General features: G+C 41.1%; 23 protein-coding genes, 3 pseudogenes and 1 other annotated feature. Of the genes and pseudogenes, 14 read left to right on the top strand and 12 right to left on the bottom strand.

What is annotated here, in order from left to right; all coding sequences use genetic code 11:
• The first annotated feature begins 3 nt into the window (after positions 1 to 3).
• Together F967_RS07130 and F967_RS07125 are read left to right on the top strand one after the other, a co-directional pair.
• Positions 4 to 854: pseudogene (locus F967_RS07130) on the top strand (class I SAM-dependent methyltransferase).
• Positions 855 to 889: 35 nt separating this feature from the next.
• Positions 890 to 2,212: a sensor histidine kinase gene (locus F967_RS07125; protein WP_034431228.1), complete on the top strand. Its 1,323-nt coding sequence runs from the start codon at positions 890 to 892 to the stop codon at positions 2,210 to 2,212.
• Here F967_RS07125 and F967_RS07120 read toward each other — a convergent pair.
• From F967_RS07120 to F967_RS14170, 4 genes and pseudogenes are all read right to left on the bottom strand, one after another.
• On the bottom strand, positions 2,209 to 2,901 hold the full coding sequence (locus F967_RS07120; protein ID WP_004799081.1) for a response regulator transcription factor: 693 nt from the start codon (positions 2,899 to 2,901) through the stop codon (positions 2,209 to 2,211). The genes F967_RS07125 and F967_RS07120 overlap by 4 nt on opposite strands.
• An 11-nt stretch (positions 2,902 to 2,912) precedes the next feature.
• Positions 2,913 to 3,413, bottom strand: coding sequence for a chalcone isomerase family protein (locus F967_RS07115; RefSeq protein ID WP_004799080.1), 501 nt, complete (start codon positions 3,411 to 3,413; stop codon positions 2,913 to 2,915).
• Complete coding sequence (locus F967_RS07110) at positions 3,389 to 3,961, bottom strand: nuclear transport factor 2 family protein (protein ID WP_004799079.1); 573 nt, start codon at positions 3,959 to 3,961, stop codon at positions 3,389 to 3,391. Before F967_RS07110 ends, F967_RS07115 begins: the two co-directional genes overlap by 25 nt.
• A 124-nt stretch (positions 3,962 to 4,085) precedes the next feature.
• Positions 4,086 to 4,711: pseudogene (locus F967_RS14170) on the bottom strand (hypothetical protein).
• Positions 4,398 to 4,514: a sequence feature (AL1L pseudoknot), on the bottom strand. It overlaps the preceding pseudogene by 117 nt.
• On the opposite strand from F967_RS14170, the pseudogene F967_RS14515 reads away from it, so the two are divergent.
• The 4 genes and pseudogenes from F967_RS14515 to F967_RS07080 all read left to right on the top strand — a co-directional run.
• Positions 4,659 to 4,805, top strand: a pseudogene (locus F967_RS14515) (LysR family transcriptional regulator); the annotation flags it as partial. The pseudogenes F967_RS14170 and F967_RS14515 overlap by 53 nt on opposite strands.
• Before the next feature lie 180 nt (positions 4,806 to 4,985).
• On the top strand, positions 4,986 to 6,812 hold the full coding sequence (gene atzF / locus F967_RS07090) for an allophanate hydrolase (RefSeq protein ID WP_004799078.1): 1,827 nt from the start codon (positions 4,986 to 4,988) through the stop codon (positions 6,810 to 6,812).
• Positions 6,813 to 6,827: 15 nt separating this feature from the next.
• On the top strand, positions 6,828 to 10,433 hold the full coding sequence (gene uca, locus F967_RS07085) for an urea carboxylase (protein WP_004799077.1): 3,606 nt from the start codon (positions 6,828 to 6,830) through the stop codon (positions 10,431 to 10,433).
• Between the two features lie 6 nt (positions 10,434 to 10,439).
• Positions 10,440 to 11,132, top strand: a complete 693-nt coding sequence (locus tag F967_RS07080) for a GntR family transcriptional regulator (RefSeq protein WP_004799076.1) — start codon at positions 10,440 to 10,442, stop codon at positions 11,130 to 11,132.
• Positions 11,133 to 11,238: 106 nt separating this feature from the next.
• On the opposite strand, the gene F967_RS07075 is transcribed toward F967_RS07080, so the two are convergent.
• Both F967_RS07075 and F967_RS07070 read right to left on the bottom strand, forming a co-directional pair.
• Positions 11,239 to 12,330, bottom strand: a complete 1,092-nt coding sequence (locus F967_RS07075) for a 3-deoxy-7-phosphoheptulonate synthase (RefSeq protein WP_004677392.1) — start codon at positions 12,328 to 12,330, stop codon at positions 11,239 to 11,241.
• Between the two features lie 117 nt (positions 12,331 to 12,447).
• The gene (locus F967_RS07070; protein ID WP_004682016.1) at positions 12,448 to 13,335 is read right to left on the bottom strand and encodes a sulfite exporter TauE/SafE family protein; all 888 of its coding nucleotides are present in this window, start codon (positions 13,333 to 13,335) and stop codon (positions 12,448 to 12,450) included.
• Positions 13,336 to 13,550: 215 nt separating this feature from the next.
• Between F967_RS07070 and lpxB the strand changes: the two genes are divergently transcribed.
• Positions 13,551 to 14,735, top strand: coding sequence for a lipid-A-disaccharide synthase (lpxB, locus tag F967_RS07065; RefSeq protein ID WP_004799075.1), 1,185 nt, complete (start codon positions 13,551 to 13,553; stop codon positions 14,733 to 14,735).
• A gap of 29 nt (positions 14,736 to 14,764) precedes the next feature.
• Here lpxB and F967_RS07060 read toward each other — a convergent pair whose 3' ends face one another.
• A complete protein-coding gene (locus tag F967_RS07060; RefSeq protein ID WP_034431078.1) occupies positions 14,765 to 15,634 on the bottom strand; it encodes a DUF2797 domain-containing protein in 870 nt (289 codons plus the stop codon).
• Between the two features lie 30 nt (positions 15,635 to 15,664).
• Between F967_RS07060 and F967_RS07055 the strand changes: the two genes are divergently transcribed.
• Together F967_RS07055 and F967_RS07050 are read left to right on the top strand one after the other, a co-directional pair.
• A complete protein-coding gene (locus F967_RS07055) occupies positions 15,665 to 16,126 on the top strand; it encodes a DUF6231 family protein (protein ID WP_004681990.1) in 462 nt (153 codons plus the stop codon).
• A 165-nt stretch (positions 16,127 to 16,291) separates the two neighbouring features.
• Positions 16,292 to 16,912, top strand: a complete 621-nt coding sequence (locus tag F967_RS07050; protein ID WP_004799073.1) for a YidB family protein — start codon at positions 16,292 to 16,294, stop codon at positions 16,910 to 16,912.
• A 61-nt stretch (positions 16,913 to 16,973) separates the two neighbouring features.
• Here F967_RS07050 and F967_RS07045 read toward each other — a convergent pair whose 3' ends face one another.
• The 3 genes from F967_RS07045 to F967_RS07035 all read right to left on the bottom strand — a co-directional run bounded on the left by F967_RS07045 (position 16,974) and on the right by F967_RS07035 (position 19,128).
• Positions 16,974 to 18,113 carry a porin gene (locus F967_RS07045; protein ID WP_004799072.1) on the bottom strand — a complete coding sequence of 380 codons (1,140 nt, stop codon included), beginning with the start codon at positions 18,111 to 18,113 and terminating at the stop codon, positions 16,974 to 16,976.
• Positions 18,114 to 18,365: 252 nt separating this feature from the next.
• On the bottom strand, positions 18,366 to 18,779 hold the full coding sequence (locus F967_RS07040) for an HIT family protein (RefSeq protein ID WP_004799071.1): 414 nt from the start codon (positions 18,777 to 18,779) through the stop codon (positions 18,366 to 18,368).
• A gap of 79 nt (positions 18,780 to 18,858) precedes the next feature.
• The gene (locus F967_RS07035; RefSeq protein WP_004758066.1) at positions 18,859 to 19,128 is read right to left on the bottom strand and encodes a YARHG domain-containing protein; all 270 of its coding nucleotides are present in this window, start codon (positions 19,126 to 19,128) and stop codon (positions 18,859 to 18,861) included.
• Positions 19,129 to 19,503: 375 nt separating this feature from the next.
• On the opposite strand from F967_RS07035, the gene F967_RS07030 reads away from it, so the two are divergent.
• Together F967_RS07030 and F967_RS07025 are read left to right on the top strand one after the other, a co-directional pair.
• Entirely contained in the window at positions 19,504 to 19,707 is a 204-nt protein-coding gene (locus tag F967_RS07030) for a hypothetical protein (RefSeq protein ID WP_004677436.1), read from the top strand.
• A gap of 88 nt (positions 19,708 to 19,795) precedes the next feature.
• The gene (locus F967_RS07025; protein WP_004799070.1) at positions 19,796 to 19,996 is read left to right on the top strand and encodes a hypothetical protein; all 201 of its coding nucleotides are present in this window, start codon (positions 19,796 to 19,798) and stop codon (positions 19,994 to 19,996) included.
• A 79-nt stretch (positions 19,997 to 20,075) separates the two neighbouring features.
• Here F967_RS07025 and F967_RS07020 read toward each other — a convergent pair whose 3' ends face one another.
• Together F967_RS07020 and F967_RS07015 are read right to left on the bottom strand one after the other, a co-directional pair.
• The gene (locus F967_RS07020; RefSeq protein WP_004760066.1) at positions 20,076 to 20,948 is read right to left on the bottom strand and encodes an NAD(P)-dependent oxidoreductase; all 873 of its coding nucleotides are present in this window, start codon (positions 20,946 to 20,948) and stop codon (positions 20,076 to 20,078) included.
• 3 nt (positions 20,949 to 20,951) lie between these two features.
• Entirely contained in the window at positions 20,952 to 22,037 is a 1,086-nt protein-coding gene (locus tag F967_RS07015) for an alpha/beta fold hydrolase (RefSeq protein ID WP_004799069.1), read from the bottom strand.
• Positions 22,038 to 22,172: 135 nt separating this feature from the next.
• On the opposite strand from F967_RS07015, the gene F967_RS07010 reads away from it, so the two are divergent.
• From F967_RS07010 to recR, 3 genes are all read left to right on the top strand, one after another.
• Positions 22,173 to 23,360: an O-succinylhomoserine sulfhydrylase gene (locus tag F967_RS07010; RefSeq protein WP_004758072.1), complete on the top strand. Its 1,188-nt coding sequence runs from the start codon at positions 22,173 to 22,175 to the stop codon at positions 23,358 to 23,360.
• A gap of 11 nt (positions 23,361 to 23,371) precedes the next feature.
• The gene (locus F967_RS07005; protein WP_004677441.1) at positions 23,372 to 23,701 is read left to right on the top strand and encodes a YbaB/EbfC family nucleoid-associated protein; all 330 of its coding nucleotides are present in this window, start codon (positions 23,372 to 23,374) and stop codon (positions 23,699 to 23,701) included.
• Between the two features lie 67 nt (positions 23,702 to 23,768).
• Positions 23,769 to 24,365 carry a recombination mediator RecR gene (recR, locus tag F967_RS07000; RefSeq protein WP_004677443.1) on the top strand — a complete coding sequence of 199 codons (597 nt, stop codon included), beginning with the start codon at positions 23,769 to 23,771 and terminating at the stop codon, positions 24,363 to 24,365.
• The last annotated feature ends 130 nt before the right edge of the window (positions 24,366 to 24,495 follow it).

Raw genomic sequence — 24,495 nt, 5'->3', positions numbered from 1 at the left:
TACATGGACTTTATGATTCAAAAAACCTTAGAACTGATCGAAAATGGCAAGGTGCCAGACCCAGTGATTCGTGCAGGCATTCGTACTTTAAGCAAAAAACGTTTGGCACAAGAAGGTCGGTTTGACCCCGCATTGGCAGCGCAGCGCTATATGGATGTGCTGACCATGCTGAAAAACAGCGAAATTGCCATTGAGACAGACAAAGCCAATGAGCAGCATTATGAACTGCCGACCGCATTTTTTCAGGCAGTACTCGGTAAGCGTTTGAAATATAGCGCGAGTATATTCAGGAACAAGCCCGTTTAAAAAAACTGGATAACCTGACGGTGATCACTTGTGATGTCAATGTGTTGCAATTTGAACCTGCGTCATTTGACCGTGTGGTATCGGTGGAGATGTTTGAGCACGTGCGTAACTATCAAAAACTATTTGAAAATATCAGTATTTGGCTCAAACCAGATGGCTTATTGTGGTGTCATATTTTCTGTCATCGTTTCTTGCATTATCCGTTTGAAGTCAAAAATGAGTTTGACTGGATGTCGCAATATTTCTTTAGTGGTGGTTTGATGCCAGCAGCCTCAACTTTTCTACATTTTCAGCAGCATTTACAGCTAGAACAGCACTGGCAATGGGCGGGCACGCAGTATGAACGTACCGCAAATGCTTGGCTAGACAATATGGATGCTAAACAGGCCGAGCTAAAGCCCTTATTTGAACAAACTTATGGCGCGGATGCCGCAATCTGGTGGCAGCGCTGGCGGATTTTCTTTATGGCCTGTGCCGAACTGTTTGGTTATGACCATGGACGCGAGTGGGTGATTGGACACTTTCTGTTGAAGAAGAAAGCCGTATAACTGAACAGTGGGATGGGCCAGCGGGGAATGCATCAATGTTAAAGCTGTTTAAGGATAAACGTGATCATCCTCTGGGTGAGGTGTTTAACCGATACTACTGGCTGCAAATCGGATTCATTGCCCTGTCCGTGGTGATTGGGATTGGCTTCAGTGCTTGGGTGATTAAAGGGTCTTTGCTCAGAACAGCGCTAGAACAGGAAATGTCACACTACTGGCAACGATTAGAACGTAATCCTGCCGCAGAATTGCCCGACACCAAAAATCTGTATGGTTATCGCTGGAGCGATGTACCGCCAGTCCAATTTCGCCACATACAGCTTGAGCAAGGGGTGAACCGGCATTTTGTCGATGGCAAGGAGCGCATGACCGTGTATGGTGAAAAAGACGGACAGCATGTGCTGCTGGTGTTTGGCGAAAGCAACGTCAACAAGCTGGTGTGGCTATTTGGTCTGGCACCGCTGATGGTCAGCTTGTTTGTGCTATATAGTGTGCTGTGGTGGTGGAACCGTCGGGCCCGACGCTATTTTTCCCCGATTACCCGCCTGGCCAATGCGCTGGAATATATCGACTGGGAACATCAGAAAAATCAGGCTTCGCCATTTCAGGACATCCGCACCGACTCTAATCTGGAAGCTGAATACCTCAAGCAGGCGCTGGAAAAATATCATGAGGTATTAAGCGAATTTATTCAGCGTGAGCGTGAATTTACCGGAGATGTCAGCCATGAGCTACGCACGCCACTGACCATTTTAAAAGGCAATGTGCAGCTGTGTCAGGCACGCTATGGCGACAACAAGTCCTTTACCCGCCTGCATAACACCATTGAAGACATGCAGCTGCTGGTCGATACCTTGCTGGCCATTGCCCGCAATACCACCAACACTTTAACTGCTGAACCGACCATGCTTTCAGAATGTCTGGACAATCTGGTGCAGGATCTGGAGAGTGTTAGTCATAACAAAGGCATGCAGATAGACCTGCAAAAAGACCTCGATGAACAGCCGCGTAAACTTTATCCATCTATGACCAAAATGGTGTTTGGCAATATTCTGCGCAATGCGCTGAACTATTCACAGGGCACAGAAATTGATGTGATTCTGGAAAAAAATAAAGTGCTGATTGCTGACAATGGGGTCGGCATGCCTTTACCTAACAATTCTAAAGTTCAGGAACTGTCTGGTCAGCAGCTACAACTGGAAATCAAAGGGCATGGTATTGGATTGCAATTGGTGCAAAAGCTATGTAAACAGCTAGGTTGGCGTGTGGAGCTGTTTGACAGGCAATATTATCTTTGCACTCATCAGAATGTTGATCTAGCAATGACCACTGGACTGATTGTCGTTGTGTACCTAAATTAGGCTTCATCTTCGAAAGCAATCTTTAAACCAATCCCAGATATGGTGTGAATCAGCTTTTGTTCAAAGGGTTTATCGACCATTTTGCGTAAATTATAGATATGACTGCGCAGGGCATCACTTTCTGGCTCTTCGTCACCCCAAAGCTGCATCATGATTTCCTGTTTGGTCAGTACTTTAGGAGAATGACGCATCAGTAGCTTCAAAAGTTTAAACTGAATTGGAGGCAATTCAATGTTCTGCCCAGCTCGAGTTAGCTGCTGTGTTGCGGGGTCCAAAATTAGGTCATGAATTTGCAGACGACTGCTGGATACTTCACCCAGGGAGCGTTTAATCAGGGCCTTGACCCGAACCACCAGCTCGTTAAAGTCAAAGGGCTTGACCAGATAATCATCCGTGCCGGAATTGAAGCCTTTGAGTTTGTCATTCAACGTATCGCGTGCGGTGAGCATCAGCACAGGGAGGTCCATACCTTCTTTATTTCGTAGCCATTCACATAGTTCATAACCCGAACCATCAGGTAAGTTAATATCTAAAAGTAAAATATGATAGCGTTGCTGCTTGAGCAATTGGCGTGCAGCATTTAGATTTCGAGCATGATCGACCACAAAACCATGCTCTTCTAGAAACTCGCATAAGGTAGATGCCAGTTCGTAATGATCTTCAACCATCAAAATAAAATGTTTAGACATAACTGTAGAGACTACTTTATTAATTGCTGTTTTAATTTAGCACTAAATGGCTGAGGACCTAGCCATATATTAAAATATTGCTGGGCTAATGGGTTCTGGAGTTGTCCCTGTAGTTTCTGGTTTAAGTATAGGCTTAATGTGTGTGTGGCATGGCTATATTTTAGTTGGTATAGATCTCCTGAGTTCACTGGACGATACAGATCGGTGATTGGATTGAAAACAGCATGCATTTTTTGATCTTTAATATTACGTTTGAGTAGATATGTAGCTGCACGTTTGAATGCCCATTCTGGAATATTCTGCGTATAGGTAAAATCCATCTGCATGTTTTGACCTTGCCAAGGCAGATTACAGTTTTGCGCAAAGTAACTGGCCACACCGACCTGTTTTTGTCCAACCATTAGAGGGCCTTGGCCACAAGCGTTTAAGCTTTGGGCCTGCACCCATGGACTGAAGCCACATGCTATTAGTAACGCCGTACTGATTCCTACTTTTTGAAAGGCAGTACCCATGAATAAGATCCTCCTACATAAGGTAAAGAACGATACAAACCATTAGCGGGATCCCAGAAGTCTTGTTGGAAAATAATCTGATGGTTTGGGTTGACCTTTATTTCACTGATGCCATAGGAATCCATTGTTCGTGTCTTCCCGAACATTTTAAAATCATAAACCATATGCCAATGCACATAGGCTGAGTCTTGATGATAAGAGGTGTTTAACAACGTGACGCTGACCTTGCTGACCCGCTGGTTCATGCCCTGAAAATGTTCAAGCAGTTTTTTACGCGATGAGAATTGCGACAGGGTATCGTTAATGAACAGCTGATCTGCATACAGTGCTCCAGCATTTTCAACGAATTTAGGTGTGCCCAAGGTATTAAATGCCGAAGTGAAGCGGCTACCGATTTCTAGTGCTTTTGCATCATCTAAGGGTATTCCCTGAATACTTGCTCTGGCATTTGCATAATCAGAGGAATAACGAGGAACACTTTTACATCCTGACAGGAAAATCACGGGTAAGGATAAGGCAATTGCCATTAACGTTTTGACTTGATTCATGTTTACTGTCCATCTTCACAGTTTATTTTTACACTTTAGGTGAGTTAAGGTGAACAGAATGTGAAGATAGATGCTAAAGACAGTACTGAACCGTACCGGGTTTGTCGGAGACTTTTTATTTAAGTTAGGCCACCTGACCTAACGGGTTAATATTATCATAGTACATTGCTTCAAACTCAAAAGGTGATACATAACCCAGTGCGTACAGGCTTTTTATTGAACCAATCTACCCAGTTTAGTGTCGCAAGTTGCACATCTGCTAAACCTTGCCAATCTGCTTTTAAATATTCAATCATCTCTATCGACCTGAACTTTCTTTCCAAATTCGTTTAATTTGTTCAGCATGATGAAAGTCATGCAGATCCCGTTTCGCTCGATGTTCCCTTGCGAAGCAATGCTTCTCAACTGTGAGATCTAAAGTCCGGTAATAGGTTGAAAGTGCGATTGGTAAAATTCTACAAATCGCCTCAACACCATATAACGCCTTATTGTTATGGATAAAATCCACCATTATTTGTGTGGGCGGTCGAGCTCCGCCTAGGCGAAAAAAGCAGCTGCTTTACGTAGAATTTCATTCGCACGCTTTAATTCTTTGATTTCACGTTCCATTTGCTTCATTTTTTCTTGATCAGATATCTGTTGTACTTTGACAGGATTTTGTTGATCTAAGTATTTTTGATACCAAACACCTAGAGTTTCAGGTGGAACACATGGTGGTGGTGCGGTTATCACTGAATTGAGGCAAGTGATTCTGAAAAAATTTAGGGCAATGGAACAGCAGGCAGCCAAAGCACTTGAACATAATTTTCAAGAATTATCCAGCTATTTAAAATCACCTAAATAATCTTATGCTGATTTATGGAGCATAGGTATTAAAATGAAGCCATTTTGGCACCAAAACTAAATCTATTCATCAAAAATCAATTAAATAAAAAAATAAGTTATTAATTTATAATAAAAAATATATCTGGCACATTTTCTGCATTGATTCATCCAAACTTGTATACAAGATAGGATTCATAAAATGCATGAAATAAAAACTTTAGGCTGGACAATTTCAGAATGGCAAACGGCGTATTTAAACAATCAGATTCAGCTCGATACTTTAAAGGATTTGGTTGCAGCAATTGATCCTCAAGATAATGCGTGGATTTCGATTGCCACAGTAGCGCAGATTGAACAGCAAATTCAATTTCTCTATGAATTAACTAAGGAAGCTGAGAGTTTAGTAAAACAATTTCCACTCTACGGCGTTCCATTTGCAGTTAAGGACAATATTGATGTGTCTGGTTTTGCAACCACAGCCGCTTGTAATGCTTTAACCACAATTGCAGAGCAAGATGCTGAAACAGTACGTTTGTTGAAGCAAGCTGGTGCAATCGTGATTGGTAAAACCAACCTTGATCAGTTTGCAACGGGTTTGGTGGGAACGCGTTCACCTTTTGGTGCAGTACCAAACAGTTTTAAACCTGAATATATCAGTGGCGGTTCAAGTTCAGGTTCAGCAAGTGTGGTTGCTCGTGGATTTGTTCCATTTGCTTTAGGTACAGACACCGCAGGTTCAGGGCGTGTACCAGCAGCATTTAACAATATTGTTGGGCTCAAACCAACCAAAGGGCGGTTTTCAAATCGCGGGTTATTGCCAGCATGTAAAAGTCTGGATTGTATTTCGATCTTTGCTTTAACCGTTATAGACGCAGATTTGGTTGCAAATGTTTTAGAAGCATATGATCCATTGGACAGCTATTCACGTAAGCATACAAAGAATGTGCCAGCGCATTTCTCTAGCAAATTAAAATTTGCCATTCCAGAGAAACTAAATTTCTTTGGCGATCAACTGGCTGAAAAAGCATTTCAGCAAACAGTTCAATTACTGCAAAGTTTAAATGCTGAAATTATCCAGATTAATTTTTCAGACTTTGAGCAACTGGCGGTGCAACTCTATCAAGGTTCTTGGGTGGCAGAACGTACCGCAGCCGTTGAATATTTACTGCAAACTAATCCTGATGCATTTGATCCAACGGTATTAGAAATTATTAAAAACGGCGAAAAATATTCAGCGGTGGATGCCTACAATGCAGAGTATTTAAAACAAGATTTAGCTCGAAAAATCCAACAAAGACTGGCTGACTTTGATGCCTTAATTGTTCCAACCGCACCTACAATTTATTCCATTGAGCAGCTTCAACAAAATCCGATTGAATATAACGCTCGTTTAGGAACCTACACTAACTTTACCAACTTGGCAGATTTGAGCGCTTTAGCTTTACCAGCAGGATTTAGGGCTGACCATTTACCATTTGGAATCACTCTAATTGCGCCAGCTTGGCACGATGCGGCATTGGTGCATTTTGGTAAGGCATGGCAAAACTATCTTGCTCTCAAATTGGGCGCATTGGATAAAAGTCTGCCTTTAAGTTCTGTAACATCTGTTTCTCCGCATCATATTCGTGTTGCAGTCGTTGGTGCTCATCTAACTGGTATGCCGTTGAATTTTCAGCTTACCACACGTGATGCTGTGCATATCGAAACCACCAAAACCTCTAAAAATTATGCGCTTTATGCATTGAACGGTACCGTCCCGCCGAAACCCGGTTTAGCACGGCAGCAAGATGGACAAAGCATTATTGTAGAACTTTGGGATGTTCCAACTGCTCGATTTGGTGAATTTGTGGCTGAAATTCCGACACCTTTAGGCATGGGCAATGTCGAACTGGAAGATGGGCGCTGGGTGAAAGGTTTTATCTGTGAGCCTTATGGCATAGATGATGCAGAGAATATTAGTCATTTTGGTGGATGGAGAGCCTATATCCAGCATCGTAACAGCCAAGCAGCAAACACAGCGAATTAATTGGGGGAAATCATCATGTTTAAAACTGTACTTATTGCAAACCGTGGTGAAATTGCTGTTCGAGCGATTCGCACACTTAAAAAATTAGGTGTAACCAGTGTTGCTGTGTATTCGGATAGTGATCGTTATGCGCAACATGTTGAAGATGCTGATATTGCAATTGCATTAGACGGTTTAAAGCCTGCCGATACTTATTTGAGTATCGAAAAATTAATTCAGGCAGCTAAACAAACTGGTGCTGAGGCAATCTTTCCTGGTTATGGCTTTCTTTCTGAAAGTGCTGATTTTTCTCGCGCTTGTGAAGAAAATAATATTGCTTTTATGGGACCAACGGCTGAGCAAATTCTAGAATTTGGTTTAAAACACCGTGCTCGTGAATTGGCTGCTGCTGCTGATGTGCCGATGACTCCAGGAACAGGATTGCTGGATAGTTTAGAAGAGGCACTGACTGCCGCAGATCGTATTGGCTATCCAATTATGCTGAAAAGCACCGCTGGCGGTGGGGGTATTGGTTTGACCCGTTGTGATACGCCACAAGCGTTAACCGATGCTTACGAAAGTGTAAAACGTTTGGGCGAGCAGTTTTTCAAGGATGCAGGTGTATTTATTGAATGCTTTATTGATAAAGCACGTCATGTTGAAGTACAAATCTTTGGTGATGGAAAAGGGCAAGTCGTTGCCTTTGGTGAGCGTGATTGCTCTTTGCAACGTCGTAACCAAAAAGTCGTAGAGGAAACACCTGCGGCAAATTTACCTGAAGCGACACGTAAAAAACTACATCAAGCAGCGATAGAACTGGGGAAATCCGTTAATTATCGTAGTGCGGGAACAGTAGAGTTTATTTACGATGCCAATCGAGATGAGTTTTATTTTCTTGAAGTGAATACTCGTTTACAGGTCGAACATCCTGTCACGGAAATGGTCACTGGCTTAGATTTAATTGAATGTATGCTGAAAGTGGCAGCAGGTGACGAACTGGACTGGGACTATTTAAGTAATATTCAGCCGAAGGGTGCAGCGATTGAAGTACGAGTCTATGCCGAAGATCCTGTGAAGAATTTCCAACCGAGTCCAGGTGTATTAACTGAAGTTAGTTTTCCAGAGGGAACTCGTGTCGATACTTGGGTCAACACAGGCACCGAAATTTCACAATACTTTGATCCGATGATTGCCAAGATTATTGTGCATGCTGATGATCGTGCGGCTGCGATTGAAAAACTCAAAACGGTATTGGCGGAAACTCGCTTAAATGGCATTAGTACCAACTTGGATTATGCACGTGCCATCGTTTCAGATCAGCGTTTTGAATCTATGCAAATTTGGACAAGAATGTTGGATGATTTCAACTACACGCCAAATGTGATTGAAGTGATTCAGGCTGGCACTCTCAGCTCGATTCAAGATTATCCAGGTCGTACAGGTTACTGGGATATTGGTGTACCGCCATCAGGTCCAATGGATGATTATGCATTTCAGCTTGCCAATCGTATTGTTGGAAATGATGCTAAAGCCGCAGGTTTTGAGTTTACCTTAGTTGGACCAACCTTAAAATTTCATACAGATACGATTATTGCTTTGGCGGGAGCACGCTGTACTGCGTTGTTAGATGATCAGGTAATTGATTTTTGGCAACCTGTTGAAGTTAAAGCAGGACAAATTCTAAAAATCGGTCAAGTTGAATCAGGTTGCCGTACATATTTAGCGGTACGAAATGGTTTGGATGTTCCAGTATATTTGGGCAGTCGCTCTACCTTTGCGCTTGGTAATTTTGGTGGTCATGCAGGTCGTACTTTACGTGTCGGCGACATGATTAAAATGGTTGATCCAGCATTTGCTAGTGCAGAATTGCCACTTGCACATGACGAACCGCAAGCGTTGTCGGCTGACTTGATTCCTGAATATAGTAATGTATGGGAAATTGCGGTTTTATATGGCCCGCACGGCGCACCAGATTTCTTTAAACCTGAGTATGTAGAAGAGTTTTTTGCATCAGAGTGGACAGTTCACTTTAACTCAAATCGTTTAGGTGTGCGTTTATCAGGACCAACACCAAGCTGGGCACGAGAAAATGGTGGTGAAGCAGGTTTACATCCATCCAATGTCCATGATTGTGAATATGCGATTGGCGCAATTAACTTTACAGGCGATTTCCCTGTAATTCTGGCAAAAGATGGTCCAAGTTTAGGTGGTTTTGTTTGTCCTGTGACGATTGCCAAAGCAGAACTTTGGAAAGTGGGACAGCTAAAAGCCGATGATAAAATTCGTTTTTATCCAATTACGGTTGAACAAGCCAATGAACTTGAACGTCAGCAAATTGAAAATATCCAAAACTTTGCAGAAGCAAGCAAAGTTGTAGAAACGATTGAGCCAATTCAAGAGCTTGTCAGTACGATTTTGGCACAACGTGAACCAACTGAATTGTCGCCAAAAACAGTGTATCGCCAAGCAGGTGATAGTTATATTCTCTTAGAATACGGCGAAAATGTTTTAGATTTGGCTTTACGTTTAAGAGTGCATCAACTGATTCAAATGATCCGTGATGCAAAAATCGCAGGCGTATTAGAACTGTCACCAGGTGTTCGTTCACTACAGATTAAATACGATGGATTAGTGATTCCACAATCACAATTGATTGCTCAATTACTTCAACTCGAAAAAGAGATGGGCGATTTGAGCCAATTAAAAATCCCATCTCGTATCGTACATTTGCCGATGGCATTTGAAGACAGTGCCACTTTAGGCGCTGTTGAACGCTATCAAGAAAGTGTTTGCTCTAAAGCACCGTGGTTGCCAAATAACGTTGATTTTATCCAACGCATTAATGGCTTAGCAGATCGAAATGAAGTCAAAGATATTATTTTTGATGCAAACTATTTAATTCTTGGATTGGGTGATGTGTATTTAACAGCACCTTGTGCCGTACCGATTGACCCACGTCATCGTTTACTCAGTTCTAAATATAATCCAGCTCGTACCTTTACCGCAGAGGGAACGGTTGGGATTGGTGGTATGTACATGTGTATCTACGGCATGGATTCACCGGGCGGCTATCAATTGATTGGGCGTACTTTACCAATTTGGAACAAGTTTAAGAAAAACAAACAATTTGGTGATAAACAATGGTTCTTACAATTCTTTGATCAAATTAAATATTTTGAGGTGACAGAAGAAGAACTGAATCAATGGCGCGCTGACTTTGAAAATGGTCGTGCTGAGATCAAGATTGAAGAAACAGAGTTCGATTATGCGGATTATGTAAAATTCCTAGAGAATGAAGCTAAAAGTATTGCCGAGTTTAAAGCTAAGCAACAACAAGCATTCACAACTGAAGTGGATCGCTGGAAAGAGGAGTTTGCAGCTCAACCTGAAGAACAGATTCAAGAAAATAATCACTCTGATTACAGTCATTTAGCATCATTAAATGCATCGATGACAGGTAATATCTGGAAAATTTTTGTTGAACATGGTCAAGAGGTTAAAAAAGGTGAAACTATTGCTATTATTGAAGCAATGAAAATGGAACTTCCTGTTTATGCAGAAGAAGATGGCATTGTAAAAGCTATTATTTGTAGAGCAGGGCAAACCGTACATAGTGGTGAACCATTGGTGTATATGGAATAGGGTGTAATGAAAGAAATAAAAATAACAACAAAAAGCTCAGACAATTTGTCTGAACTGGTTTACCAACGCATCAAGAATGATATCTTTGATTTTAAGCTGATGCCAGGTGAACGTTTCACTGAATCCGAAGTTGCAAAAGCTTATGATGTAAGTCGTACCCCAATCCGACAAGCATTATATCGTTTGCAACAAGAGGGTTATGTTGATGTGAGTTTTCGTAGCGGTTGGCAGATTCGACCGCTCAATTTTCGTTATTATGAAGAACTTTATGATGTGCGGATCGTATTAGAAAAGGATTCCATTCGTAAACTTTGCCAGATTGATCATCAAAATTCGGTTGAATTATCCGTTTTAAAAGATTTATGGCTGCTTGAACCTCATCAATACCTAAAAGACATTAAACAACTCTCACAACAAGATGAAGATTTCCATTGCGCTCTGGTCCGCGCCTCAGGAAATAATGAAATGGCAAGGATTCATCGTGACTTGAGCGAGCGAATCCGTATTATTCGGCGTTTAGACTTCTCTAAAGATTATCGTGTTGAAGCGACTTATCAGGAGCATCAGAAAATATTGGGTTATATTTTTAATCGTAAAGTTGATGAAGCCATTCAGGCGATTGAAGCACATATTATGCAAAGTCGTGATGAAGTGAAAAAAATTACTTTACAGATGTTGGATTCGAGTCAGTTTTATTAGGCGATTGCATAGATTGTTTTTCGGTAAACCAGATTCTCAATCCATTATTATTTCAACTTCCAAATAAAAACAGGCTCATAAGAGCCTGTTTTTATCTATTTAAAGATTAGCGGTTTGGCAAAACATCTTTTAAAGCCGCATCCATTTCCAACAGGGCTTTTTCAGTAGTATCCCAGTCGATACAGCCATCTGTCACAGATTGACCATAGACGAGGTCACAAAGATTTTCAGGAATATCCTGACGGCCGCCTTTTAAATGGCTTTCCACCATGATTCCCACGATTGACTTATTCCCATCCAGAATTTGCTCCGTGATGTTCTTTAAAACCAAAGGTTGCAGGTACGGGTCTTTGTTTGAGTTGGCATGACTGGTATCAATCATGATCTTGTTGCTGACTTTGGCTTTTGCCAAAGCTGCTTCTGCTTCCGCAACAGAAGAAGCATCGTAGTTTGGCTTGCCATTACCGCCACGTAGTACCACATGCGCATAAGGGTTGCCTTTGGTATTGATAATTGCCACCTGACCATTTTCATTTAGGCCCAGGAAGCTGTGGCCATGCTTAACCGACTGCATTGCGTTGGTTGCAACAGTTAAGCCGCCGTCTGTACCGTTCTTAAAGCCAACTGGGGAAGATAAGCCTGAAGACATTTCACGATGCGTCTGGCTTTCAGTGGTACGTGCGCCAATCGCAGACCATGAAATCAGGTCTTGATAATATTGTGGTGAGTTCGGGTCAAGCGCCTCAGTGGCACATGGCAGACCTTTTTCATTAATATCAAGCAAAAGCTGACGGCCAATATGCAAACCCTTTTCAATATTGAATGAATCATTCATATCTGGGTCATTGATCAGGCCTTTCCAGCCAACAGTGGTACGTGGTTTCTCAAAATAAACACGCATCACCAGATATAAAGTATCTTTGACCTTTTCACTCAGTTCTTTTAAACGGTCGGCATATTCATGCGCCGCTTTTGGGTCGTGGATGGAGCAAGGACCAATCACCACGAACAGACGCTTGTCTTTACCATCTAAAATATTACGTACAGTTTCACGACCTTGCAGTACCGTTTGAGAGGCGATGTCAGACAAAGGCAGGTCTGCTTTGAGTTCCGCTGGAGTAATTAAAGTTTGAATGCTTTTAATATTAACGTCATTGATATCTGGCTGAGAAACTGGATTTGGCTGTAGAGTATTCATTGCTGTCACAAATTCAATCGAAAGAAGAGGTTATTTTGTCTACGAATATAGCATGAAAAGCCGATTGATTAACTAGTGAATCGCATGATTTGTGCAGAATCAATCGGCAATTGGGTTTTAAACGCTGCTTGTTGCTGAACTAGTCTGTTGGATCACCATCGCCTGATGCGTTTCAACTGGTTTTGGCTTGGCTTTAATTGGATTGACCATAAAGTTGATCCCCAATGCAAATAATGTGATACCCAAAATTTTACGAATTAGTCTTTCAGGCATACGGGAGCTAATTAAAGTGCCCACAATAATGGCAGGAATTGAACCAACCAATAGCCACATCAATAATGTAAAATCGACATTACCTGATGACATATGGCTTAAACCAGCGACAGCAGTCAGTAAAACGGCGTGAACCACATCTGATCCAATAATACGAATCATAGGCAAATTTGGAAACATAATCACCAGGGCCATGATACCAAAAGCACCAGCACCTACTGAAGATAGTGTAACAAACACGCCTAGTACAATCCCCATAATAACGATATAAAAACGTTTATGTTGCAGTGCATGTTGCTCGCTTTCCATGTTGACTTGTTCACGATTTCTAAATCGATCAAAGAACTTTTCAATTTGGGCGCGGAAGACAATTGAAATCCCTGTTAAGGTCAACATAAAGCCCAAAACCATAGTCAAAACAGCTTTATAGTGTGTTGACTGGCTTAAGTAATGCTCCAGTACCCAGGAGGTTGCAAAAGAAGCGGGAATACTTCCCAATGCAAGCCAGAGCACGATGGGCCATACAATATTCAGCTTTTTGGCGTGAACAACTGAACCACAGAATTTTGAGATTGAGGCATAAAGTAAATCTGTACCAATTGCGATATGGGGTTCAATTTTAAATAAACTGATCAGGATAGGGGTCATCAATGAACCGCCCCCAACACCTGTAATTCCCACACAGAAGCCAACTAAAACACCAGCTAAAATGAACTCAATAGGACCAAACATCAACAATATGCCTAATTATGCTAAAACTCGCATATCTTATGCTTTTTTTAGATAACTCGTTGTGATGAATAGTGATTTACTTATGCAAAAAAAAGCTAAAGAATTTTAGTGAGAAACGATTTTTACTGCACATGAACAATTTACATAATTTGTTATGATTCAATTTAAAATCATTTTGTTAGAATACCTTTAAATACTGGCAAGGGGCTTAGGTCTTGTTAAAGCAAAAACTAAAAATTGGCATTGTTGTGGGTGAAGTCTCTGGAGACACTTTAGGGGCAAAGCTCATGCGTAGTTTTCGCGAACAAGGAATTGATGCTGAATTTGAGGGGATTGGTGGTCCACAAATGATTGCTGAGGGTTTCCATAGTTATTACCCAATGGAAATTCTATCCATCATGGGGATTGTTGAAGTATTAAAGGACCTGAAAAAATTATTTGCAGTCCGCGATGGTCTGGTTGAGCGCTGGACTGAACATCCAGTCGATATTTTTATTGGGATTGATGCACCTGATTTTAATTTACGTTTATCCAAAAGCATCAAGGAAAACAATCTACCCATTAAAACCGTTCAGTATGTCAGCCCATCGGTCTGGGCATGGCGGCAAGGACGGGTACATGGCATTAAACAAAGTATTGATTTAGTACTGTGCTTATTTCCCTTTGAAAAAACCTTTTATCAAAACTATGATGTCCCTGCGGCATTTGTCGGGCATCCACTGGCAAAGCAATTGCCCTTAAAAAATCCAATTACCGAAGCAAAACACCAGCTTGGACTGTCTGCCCATAAAACCCATATTGCGTTGCTCCCTGGTAGCCGTCGGGGTGAAATCGAGCGTTTACTGCCTTTATTAATCGGTACAGCCGAAATTTTGCATAAGAAATATCCCGATCTTGAGTTTTTAATCCCTGCAATTAATGACGCACGTAAGCAGCAGATTGAGCAAGGAATTCAGAATATGGATACCGAACTAAAGGTAAAAATCCATATTCTGGAAAATACTGATGCAGAATCCAAAATTGGTCGTATGGTGATGAATGCCAGCGATATTGTGGCACTTGCCTCTGGTACGGCGACGCTTGAGGCCATGTTGTTGCATCGTCCAATGGTGACGTTCTATAAACTGAACTGGCTGACTTATATTATTGCCAAGTTTCTGGTTAAAATTCCTTATTACTCATTGCCGAATATTATCGCAGGCAAAAAAGTGATTGAGGAACTGATTCAGGCAGATGCCACACCACAGCATTTGGCAGCAGAAATTGAACGATTGATGGATTACGAAACCGCACATATTCAAATGATGCAACACCTGAGTATGCATAAACAGTTAATCTCAGGAAATACCGAAGACCCCGTACAGGCAATTTTGAGTTGCTTAAAAACAGAAGAAGTATAGAAAAGGTGGCTTAAATGCCACCTTTTTATTTATGCACGTAGGATTAATTCATAACCCGTATATTTACGGATATTGATCACCCCAATATCAAGTAATAAATACTGACCTTTAATGCCCTGCAAGACACCACGAATTGTGGGTGTCTTGTCCAGATTCAACGATTTAATCTTTTCTGGATATTGCTCAACTGGATAAATAAATTCTCTGGGTAATTCATTTTCCAGAAACTCCAGATTTTCATTAAACTCAAGGTTTTGACTAAATTCATCACGAATTGTTTGAATTTTAGGAGCAAATTCCTCAAGAATCTGATCGCGCTGTTCAATCAGGTTTAAAGGTTCAGCTTCACCTTTGAGTAATTTACGCCAATCTGTTTTATCGGCAATCTGAGTACCAATTAATGTTTCCAGATGCCCAGACAAGCGGCGTGAACCCACTTTCAGGATGGGAAGCGCCTGCGTTGCGCCTTGGTCCAGCCAACGGGTTGGCATGTTCATAATACGGGTAATCCCGATTTTTAAAGCACTGGAATTGGCCAAATAAACAATATGCGGCTGGAAACAGACACTATGTGCAAACTCATCTTCACGGCATGTATCCAGATGGTAATGGCAGGTTTCGGGTTTCATAATACACAAATCACATTCCGCCTTGGTTTTAAAACATTTAAAACAATGACCCTGTGAATATGACTTTGGGGTTTTGGCACCGCATGAGGTACAGAAAATATTACCTGTCCATTCAATCTCCAACTCCTGACCCAAGACAAAGGGTAGGTCGATTTCTGAACGATCCAGTATAAATTTATATTCAACATTTGCCTTGTGTATTGCCTGATCAGGTACACTATGCGTCTTGAGCGCTGCGTGCATTTTATGGCAAATGCCTTGTAGTTCCATCATCCTCTCTCTTTTCAACTTAGGTGGCTTATGGCTGGACAAAATGTCATCACTTCGATGCTAGACGATTTATCTAAGGAACAGCCCATTGCTACCGCACTGTGTATTGGTCAAAACATTGACCATCATGCTTCAATTCAATGGCATTATTTTAACGTAACTGACTTTTTAAATCTGCCATTTACACAGCGTTATGATTTAGGTTTTGTATTATTTGATACTGAAGAAATGCAGGACATCAATCAAACGCAAAAGGCACAGTTATTGGTGAAGTTGCGTGACCTCATGGCAAAACGAATTGTTGTGGTCAGTAAACTGGATGATGAAAAGCTGTTGCGGTCGCTGGGTTTTACCCAGCTCATTGACAAGACCACACATGATAGTAATTTTGCTTTATGGCAGTTTAATATCTTGACCTATAAGCATGTACCAGACTGGTTTAACTCCAAGTTCTGGGCCAATCCTGAAAACTGGAATAAATTCCGCTGGTAAATCTCAGCAATGGTTTAATTTCTGTGGAACTTCAACCATTCAACAGGCAAGATTGAATAGAGATTTATCGCAAGCTCTTGCAAAATTTAACAATTCAATTTTGTTTTGTGTATTCAAAGCAGCGTATTCTTTTGGATAAATAATTCCAAAAGGAACATATAAGTCATGACAGATTTAACCAACATTGTTGAAATTTTAGCAAAACAGGCTTTAGGCGGTCAGCAGCAATCAGGTCAGGGTGGTGGTTTAGGCGGAATTTTAGGTTCGGTATTGGGACAGCTTGGTGGACAACAGCAACAAAATACCCAAAACCAGCAACAAGGTGGTCTAGGCGGAATTTTGGGTTCTGTACTGGGTCAATTAGGTGCTGGTAATACTTCAACACAAAGTAATGCAGCAGGTGGTAACACAGCACAAACATTGTTAATCGCCGTTTTGCCTTTAATTCTTGCATGGATTCAAAAACAGGGCGGTTTGCAAGGTGCATTGGATAAACTGAAAAATGCAGGTTTGGCAAATCAGGTACAAAGCTGGGTCGATCCACACCAGCAAAATGCACAGGATATTCCAGCACAAAATATTCAAAGCCTATTCGATGATCAAGATATCGAACAGGTTGCTCAACAAGCACAAGCTCCAAAGCAAGAAATTTACAGTGCGATTGCTTCAGTCTTGCCCCAAGTGATTGATTCCTTAACTCCACAAGGTGGAAACACTAATCCACAGGAAGCCAACAATGATATTCAACAAGTATTGAATTTGGTGAGTGGTTTCTTAAAGAAATAAAATGGATAAAACAAAAGGGCATATCGCCCTTTTGTTTCTTTATTTAGAACTGAACTTCAAATTAGAAGTTATATTCCATACCTAAACCAATATTGGTTTTCTTATCATCTTTAGTTAACCAGTCACGTTTTTGCTGAGCAACAATACCGTAGAAACGAGCTTGTTTATTGATTTGATAGTCAGCACCTACACCGTAAAGGTCTTGTTTAAGTTCCTTTTTCCCCGCGATAATAGCTGCATCTGTTTCACTTTTAGCAGAAATATATTGTGCTTTTAACTTGATTGGTGTAGATGGAATGGCGTATGCAGCAGTCACACCATAAGCATTTTCTTGCAAACCTTTATAAGATTTCGTGGTTGCCGTTGTACCAGAACCAGTAACCACTGCAACAGTATCATCAGATGGTTTTGCAGTTTGCCATAAAGCACCCAATACTAAACCACTAGCACCCATTGCGCCCAAGTCTAAAGAACCTGTTACACGCACAGCATCGGTATAAATACCTGACAAATCATAAGCATTGAATTTTGAAGCGATCGCACGGTTTGCAGCAACTGCAGCAGCTAAGCCCATATCTTTGTTTTCATACGTAAGAGATGCTGAAACACCATCACCAAATCCATTACGACTACCTTTTTGACCACTTGCAGAGTTATCTACAGGTATTGTTTTACCGTTTTTATCCTTAGTAGTTTCATTCTGTTCACCTTGTTGGAACATAATGTTAAATGCTAAGCCACCCAGTAATTTTTTATCAGTTTCAAAACCAATTACGTTAGTTAAGCGATCTTCACCAACAAGAACTTTAGTCATATCCAGTTCATTGTGATCGTTAAAAATATCTTGGTTATTACCAGCTGCAGTTTTGAAGTAAGAATCGTATTGACCAACTTTTAAAGTTGCAACGCCGTTAGATTTAATACCGACAAAACGGTTACGGTTTTTAAAAACATCATCGCCATCTGCCCAAATTTCCCATTCGGCTAAATAAACTGCTGATAAGTTATCAGTCAATTTTTCTTCACCTTTCACACCCAAACGTGAAGCGTTTGAGTTTACTTTCACTACGCTTTCGTCTTTAAAACCGTTGTTGTCAATATTGTCCAAAGTCACACTGAGCTTACCATACAATGTTGGTGCTGCTTGCGCTGCATTCATGGCTAAAGTTGCTACAGTAGCAGCAAGAAGCAATTTTTTCATTGAGATTTCTCCAAAACACTTTTTTGTAAATGGCATATGCCTTAGTTACTGTAATAAGCTTGCTTATGTACAAAAAGTTACACAGCTCACTGACTTGTATGCAGTATCGGCAAACTTTATGACAGAGAAGTGAAAGGAAAATGACAATTTAATGACAGTTTATATTTGGTAATAATTCTATTTGTTATTGATTATTAAATAGTTATAAAATAAAAAACGGAGTAACAACTCCGTTTACGAAAAAATTATCAGTTACAGGGCTGCCTTAATCTTTTCAGCAAGCGCCTTAATCTTCTCCTGATCACCCATTTGAGCCGCATGACGACCTAGATGATGAATTGAGCCTGGAATCAAATGAAAGTGTACATGCGGCACAGTTTGACCCGCAGCTTCGCCAGAAAGTTGCATGAGTACAATACCCTTAACATCCAATGCAGACTCAATCGCACGGGCAATCTTTTGAACGATCTGGATGGTGTAGGCGGCTGCATCGGCAGGTAGGTCTAACAATGTCACTGCGGGAGTCTTTGGAATCACTAAAGTGTGACCCTCTGCCTGAGGCATGATATCCATAAAGGCAAGAACCTGATCATCTTCATAAATTTTAATCGCGGGCAATTCGCCACGAAGAATTCGGGCAAAAATATTTTGGTCATCGTAGGCCATGATGAGTCCCTTAATATGAATAATTCAAGTTTCCTCTCCTAAAGGCTAAAAGGAGAGGACAAAATCTAATAATCAGTTTCTATTTACAGTTTAGCTCTTTTTGGCGAGCTTTAATCTCATCGAGACGTTGTTGCTCTTTGTCAGAAAACTTTGGTTTGGTGGTATGGCAGTTTTCATTGCCGTACTTGGCTTTAGCATCTGCATCCTTGAAACAGAAACCCTTAGACGCATAAATGAGGTTATAGTCATCCTGCAACTTTTTACAGTCTTGTTCTGGGGCTGCGGCTTGAACACTAAACCCTGTAAGAGTTATTAATCCAGCAAAAACCGCAACTGTAAACTTCTTCATGAGGTGATCCTCTAATTTAAAAGGTATAAACCAAAAGTCTTGTGGAATAGAAATATTCTACATGCTTTGGTCGCAACGTTAGTACTAATATAAGGCGTATTAATGAAAATTCAATAGTGTATTTGAATATCTAATAAGCTTTTTCAACTTGATCTTATGCCAGACCAAGATCATTTATCAATGGGATGAATACACTGACGATTGCAGAGTTGGTTTTGCATCTGCCTTTTACTGAAGAAGAAATCAATGTTCGGAAATCGGTATTGGGACTTTATAGACGTAACAGGCAAATGAGAAACAAATGCATGACAGTGCTCTCACGAAGCGTTACATATGCTTGTGATATATATTTCTCCAATAATTAAGGAGATAAGTATGTTAGTCAAAATTGATTCTGAAAATTATTTGAATACTCAGCACATTGTGGCGGTTTCTACTTTTACTTCACCAGATGGCAATGTAAAGATAACGATTGATACAGTTACCGCAGCAAGCGGTCATGGTTCATACGTGGTAAACCAGAGTAATGAGGAAGAAGCGTCCAGACTGCTTAATTTATTAATAGACTCATTCAAATAATTACAAAAATGATGACTGTTCACTGTTGAATCTGTCTGGCAATTATTTAAGCATGAAGTGACATAGCTTGATTAAGGAATAAAACAACATGATAGATCAGAATAAGCCTTTAAATTTTCAAGATGATGATGAACCTCTGGATTTTGAAGATGAGGAATTTATGGATGATAAGAAAGAGGATGAGTTATACAACAGCATTACCAAAGATGGTTCCAGTGTTGACCCAGCCGATGATGGTGAACGGCATATTCGCCCAAAAGATGGTGATCCAATAGAAATTGAGCAATAAACAAGACCCGCTTTATTAAGCGGGCTTTTTTAGACTGGTATCTTAATTAGATATAAAATATTGTTTTTAAAGGGTAATTCTATTCCAGTGTAATTTTACTCCATGATTCATACAGTTTAACTGCTGCGGAGAAATCACTATTCGCTTCGGCAGTTAAACTTGCAGCCTGAATCAAGCTTTGGGTCAGGGCAAGTATAGGCGCTGGAAGTTTCGCGTTATGTACTAAATCTAGCGCAATTCCTGTATCTTTTGCCAATAAAGGCAAGGCAAAGGTGCAGGGAAACTCACGACTCAGTACGCGTTGAGGAAAAATATTTTCGGTGACTAGACTTTTGCCACTGGAAGCATTAATACAGTTGAGTGCCGCGTCCAGATTGACACCATGTGCCTTTAATGTGGTAAATCCCTCGGCAACTGACCATAAATTGACGGCAAGCAACATATTGTTGATGGCTTTTACTGCAAAGCCTGCACCTGAATCACCAACATGCTGAATCAATTTTCCAACGGCTGCCATCGCAGAATAAGCACGCTCAAAAGCACTAACATCGCCACCTACCATTACGGTTAAAGTCGCATTTTCTGCACCGATGGTTTGTCCACTCACAGGTGCATCGAGAAAATCGACGTTCTGTACTTTTAGCTTTTCGGCCAGACGGCGAGCTGTCTCGGGCACACCACTGGTACAGTCAATCCAGATTGCCCCTGATTTAATATTCACACCATCAATCAAGGCTTCAACATCTGCACTTGTTGGCAGGCATGAAAAGATAATATCTGCCTGTACTGCCTGAGCCAGTTCAACCGCTATAGTTCCATATTCTGTTGCATGTTGTTCAGCTTTACTAAAGTTTCGATTCCAGACATAAACTTCCTCGAAATGCTTTGGTAGATGGGCTGCCATACGATAGCCCATAGCGCCTAAACCGATAAATGCAACAGATTGACTCATAGTTTACCTTTTGATAGGAGTTGATCGTTCGGCCAACCAGTTGGTCAGTGTTGGCCAGAACTCAATAGAACTGTTTTGACTGGACATTAAACCTAAGTGTCCGCCAGGGATTAAAGTAAAGGTGACATCCTGACTGCTTGTCAACTGGGTCAGTGGAAAAGCGGCATCGGAAGTCACCAGTTGATCACTTTTACCCGCACCAACCAAGAGCGAACAATTGATATTCTTCAGTTCAATCGTCTCATTCTTGAGTTTGATTGCACCATGCTTCAATGGATTTTGTAGCCATACATTAAACAGCATGTCCTGATTGATACCACCTGGATAGTCAATCATGTTATTCAGGAAATGGCTCAATGTGGCATCTTCCTGAACCAGCTTGAGATTATCCAGATTTTTGAGTAACTGGATATTGCCATCAATCCAGCCTTTTGGATCAAGTAGTTTAAACCCTAAAGAGTTTAGGAAGCCTGGTGAATGAATCATCAGCTTTGGCAAACGGTTATAGGCATAATCTTTAATGGTTGGGTTACGCGTCGTAATATATGCCAGTGTTTTATATAATTTTCCGATATAACCCGATGCATAACTATCAATCGGGCTACCGAGTACGACCAAATTTTTAACTGGATTGGATGGATGGCGGGCTGTGTAAAGTGTGACAAAAATGCCAGCCATACTCCAGCCATGTAGAGAAATTTTTTCAGATTTAGAATGTTTTTGAATCGCTTCAATGCATTTTGGAATAAATTTATCAATAAATGATAAAAAGTTAACCTGATAGTTTTTATAGGTCAGTTTACCCCAGTCAATCAGGTACACATCAAAACCACTGTCCTGGAAATGTTTGACTAAAGAGCGATATGGATATAGGTCATAAATATCCATATTAATCGCAAGCGGCGCAACAAAGACCAGTGGCTCTTTATAACGTTTGTTTTCTGAGCCATAAAAACGAACACGGGTTTGTTTAAACTCGGCAATCACTTGATAGGCGGTTGATTGAGACAGCACCAGCCGATCTGTGTCAAATACACGCATGGCTAAATGTTTAAAGTTTATTTTTTGCTGTTCCACAAGCGATTTCATCTTTGAAAGTCTCATCATGAGTCAAGATTGCACGAAGTCTAAGCGATAATTTCATCTTACGCCTTGACCTTAAATACCCTGGACGCTCAAAATGTTGGCATATTGAAGCATGATGATCATAAGGCATACAAAACCATGAATCCAAGCGATGATTTAGAATATCAACTCGACACTCTGGCAATTCGCACAGGGCATGATCGCACCTTTGAGGGCGAACATAGTGAACCTATCTTTTTAACCTCATCGTTTGTTTGCGAAAGTGCAGCTGATGCTGCCGCAAAATTTTCTGGGCAAATCGCAGGAAATACCTATTCACGTTATACCAATCCAACAGTGCAAGCTTTTGAAAAACGTTTAGCTGTTCTGGATGGCGCAGAGCGTGCGGTAGCAACCAGTTCAGGGATGGCAGCAGTACATGCCATGTGTATGGCGTATTTAAAAGCGGGCGATCATGTGATTTGTTCACGCGCCGTTTTTGGTTCAATCATTGCCTTATTTGAAAAGTACGTTGCAAAATTTGCTGTTGAAGTGACTTTTGTTGATTTAGATGATCTTGAAGGCTGGAAACAGGCAATTCGTCCAAATACACGTATTCTCTTTATTGAAACACCCTCGAATCCTTTGGCACAGGTGGGCGATATGCAGGCAATTGCAAATATTGCCCACGCGCATGGTGCTTTATTTGCAGTGGATAACTGTTTCTGTACACCTGTGTTACAGCAGCCGATTAAGTTTGGTGCCGATTTGGTTCTTTATTCAGCAACTAAATATATTGATGGCCAGGGACGGGCTTTAGGTGGTGCAGTTGTTGGTAAGAACGATTTGGTTGAAGAAATTAACGGCGTTGTGCGTACCCTTGGTAATTCAATGAGTCCATTCAATGCATGGATTTTCCTAAAAGGCTTGGAAACGCTCAGTATCCGTATGAAAGCGCACTGTGAAAATGCACAAAAACTGGCTGAATGGTTGCATCAACATGACAAGGTTGAAAAAGTGTATTACGCAGGTTTGCCTGACCATCCTGGGCACGAGCTTGCTAAAAAACAGCAAAAAGGTTTTGGTGGTGTGGTTTCATTTGTTGTAAGAGGTGAGCGTCAAGGCGCATGGACGGTGATTGACAACACGCGTTTCCTATCGATTACCAGTAATCTGGGCGATGTAAAATCAACAATTACCCATCCAGCAACCACCTCGCATGGTAGAATGTCTGCCGAAGCCAAACAAGCCGCAGGGATTGAAGAAGGATTGATCCGTGTATCTGTTGGCTTGGAAGATATTAATGATATTATTCGTGACTTATCACGCGGTTTAGATTTGATTTAAGAGAGAGACTTATGAATATCAATATGCTCATGCAGCAAGCCCAGCGCATGCAAAAGGATATGGAATCCAATATTAAAAAAGCCAAAGAAGAGCTTGCCAAAACCGAAGTTCACGCTGAGGCGGGTGGTGGTTTGGTTAAAGTGACCATGACCTGCCGCAATGTTGTAAAGCGTATCGAAATTAGTCCAGAGCTGTTACAGGACGAAGCGGACATGATCGAAGACTTGATCGCTGCTGCAATCAATGATGCGGTACGTCAGGCCGAAGTCATTTCTGAAGAAAAGCTTCAAGGTGCCAACTCAGGTATGGGCTTGCCACCAGGTTTATCTGGTTTATTCTAATTCAAGAAAATCTCCAGCCCTTTTATAAAAGGCTGGAGAAGCTTTTCTAAAACAATCGAGTCTATTTGTGTTTAGTGAACGATTTGAACAATTGGTTCAGGCATTACGTATATTACCCAGTGTTGGTCCAAAATCAGCACAACGTATGGCATTGCATTTGCTGATGAAAAACCGTGAGGGTGCATTTGCTTTATCACACGCCTTACATGAGGCATCAAGCCATATCCATGAGTGCCGCATTTGTCATTCCTTAACTGAAAACGAAATTTGTGACATTTGTGCCTCTGTGGAACGGGATGAACAACTTCTCTGTGTGGTTGAATCACCTGCGGATGTAATGGCAATTGAACAAAGCGGCAGTTTTCGTGGCAAGTACCATGTACTCGGTGGGCATTTGTCACCGTTGGATGGGATAGGCCCTGAGGAAATTGGAATTCCCTATCTGGTTCAACGCCTAAGTGAGGGGAAAATTGAAGAGGTGATTCTTGCCACCAATGCGACAGTTGAGGGGCAGGCAACGGCGCATTATCTGGTTGAGGCAACTAAACATTTGCCAATTCACATGACCCGAATTGCTCAAGGTGTACCTCAGGGTGGTGAACTTGAGTATGTGGATAGCCATACACTTAGTCAGGCTGTACATAACCGTATGAAGATGAAATAGGATGTTTATCCATTATTATTTTATCTATTTTAAATTTATGCTGTTAATTTAAACAAATAATTAAGTTTTACATTTTGTCTAACATTATCGTTGATATATTTGCTGTAATTTGTGGCACTATGGACAGGCG

Origin of the sequence: Acinetobacter sp. CIP 102637 (assembly GCF_000368425.1) — a bacterium.
Classification (GTDB): Bacteria; Pseudomonadota; Gammaproteobacteria; order Pseudomonadales; family Moraxellaceae; genus Acinetobacter; species Acinetobacter parvus.
This window is presented reverse-complemented; position numbering and strand designations above follow the sequence as displayed.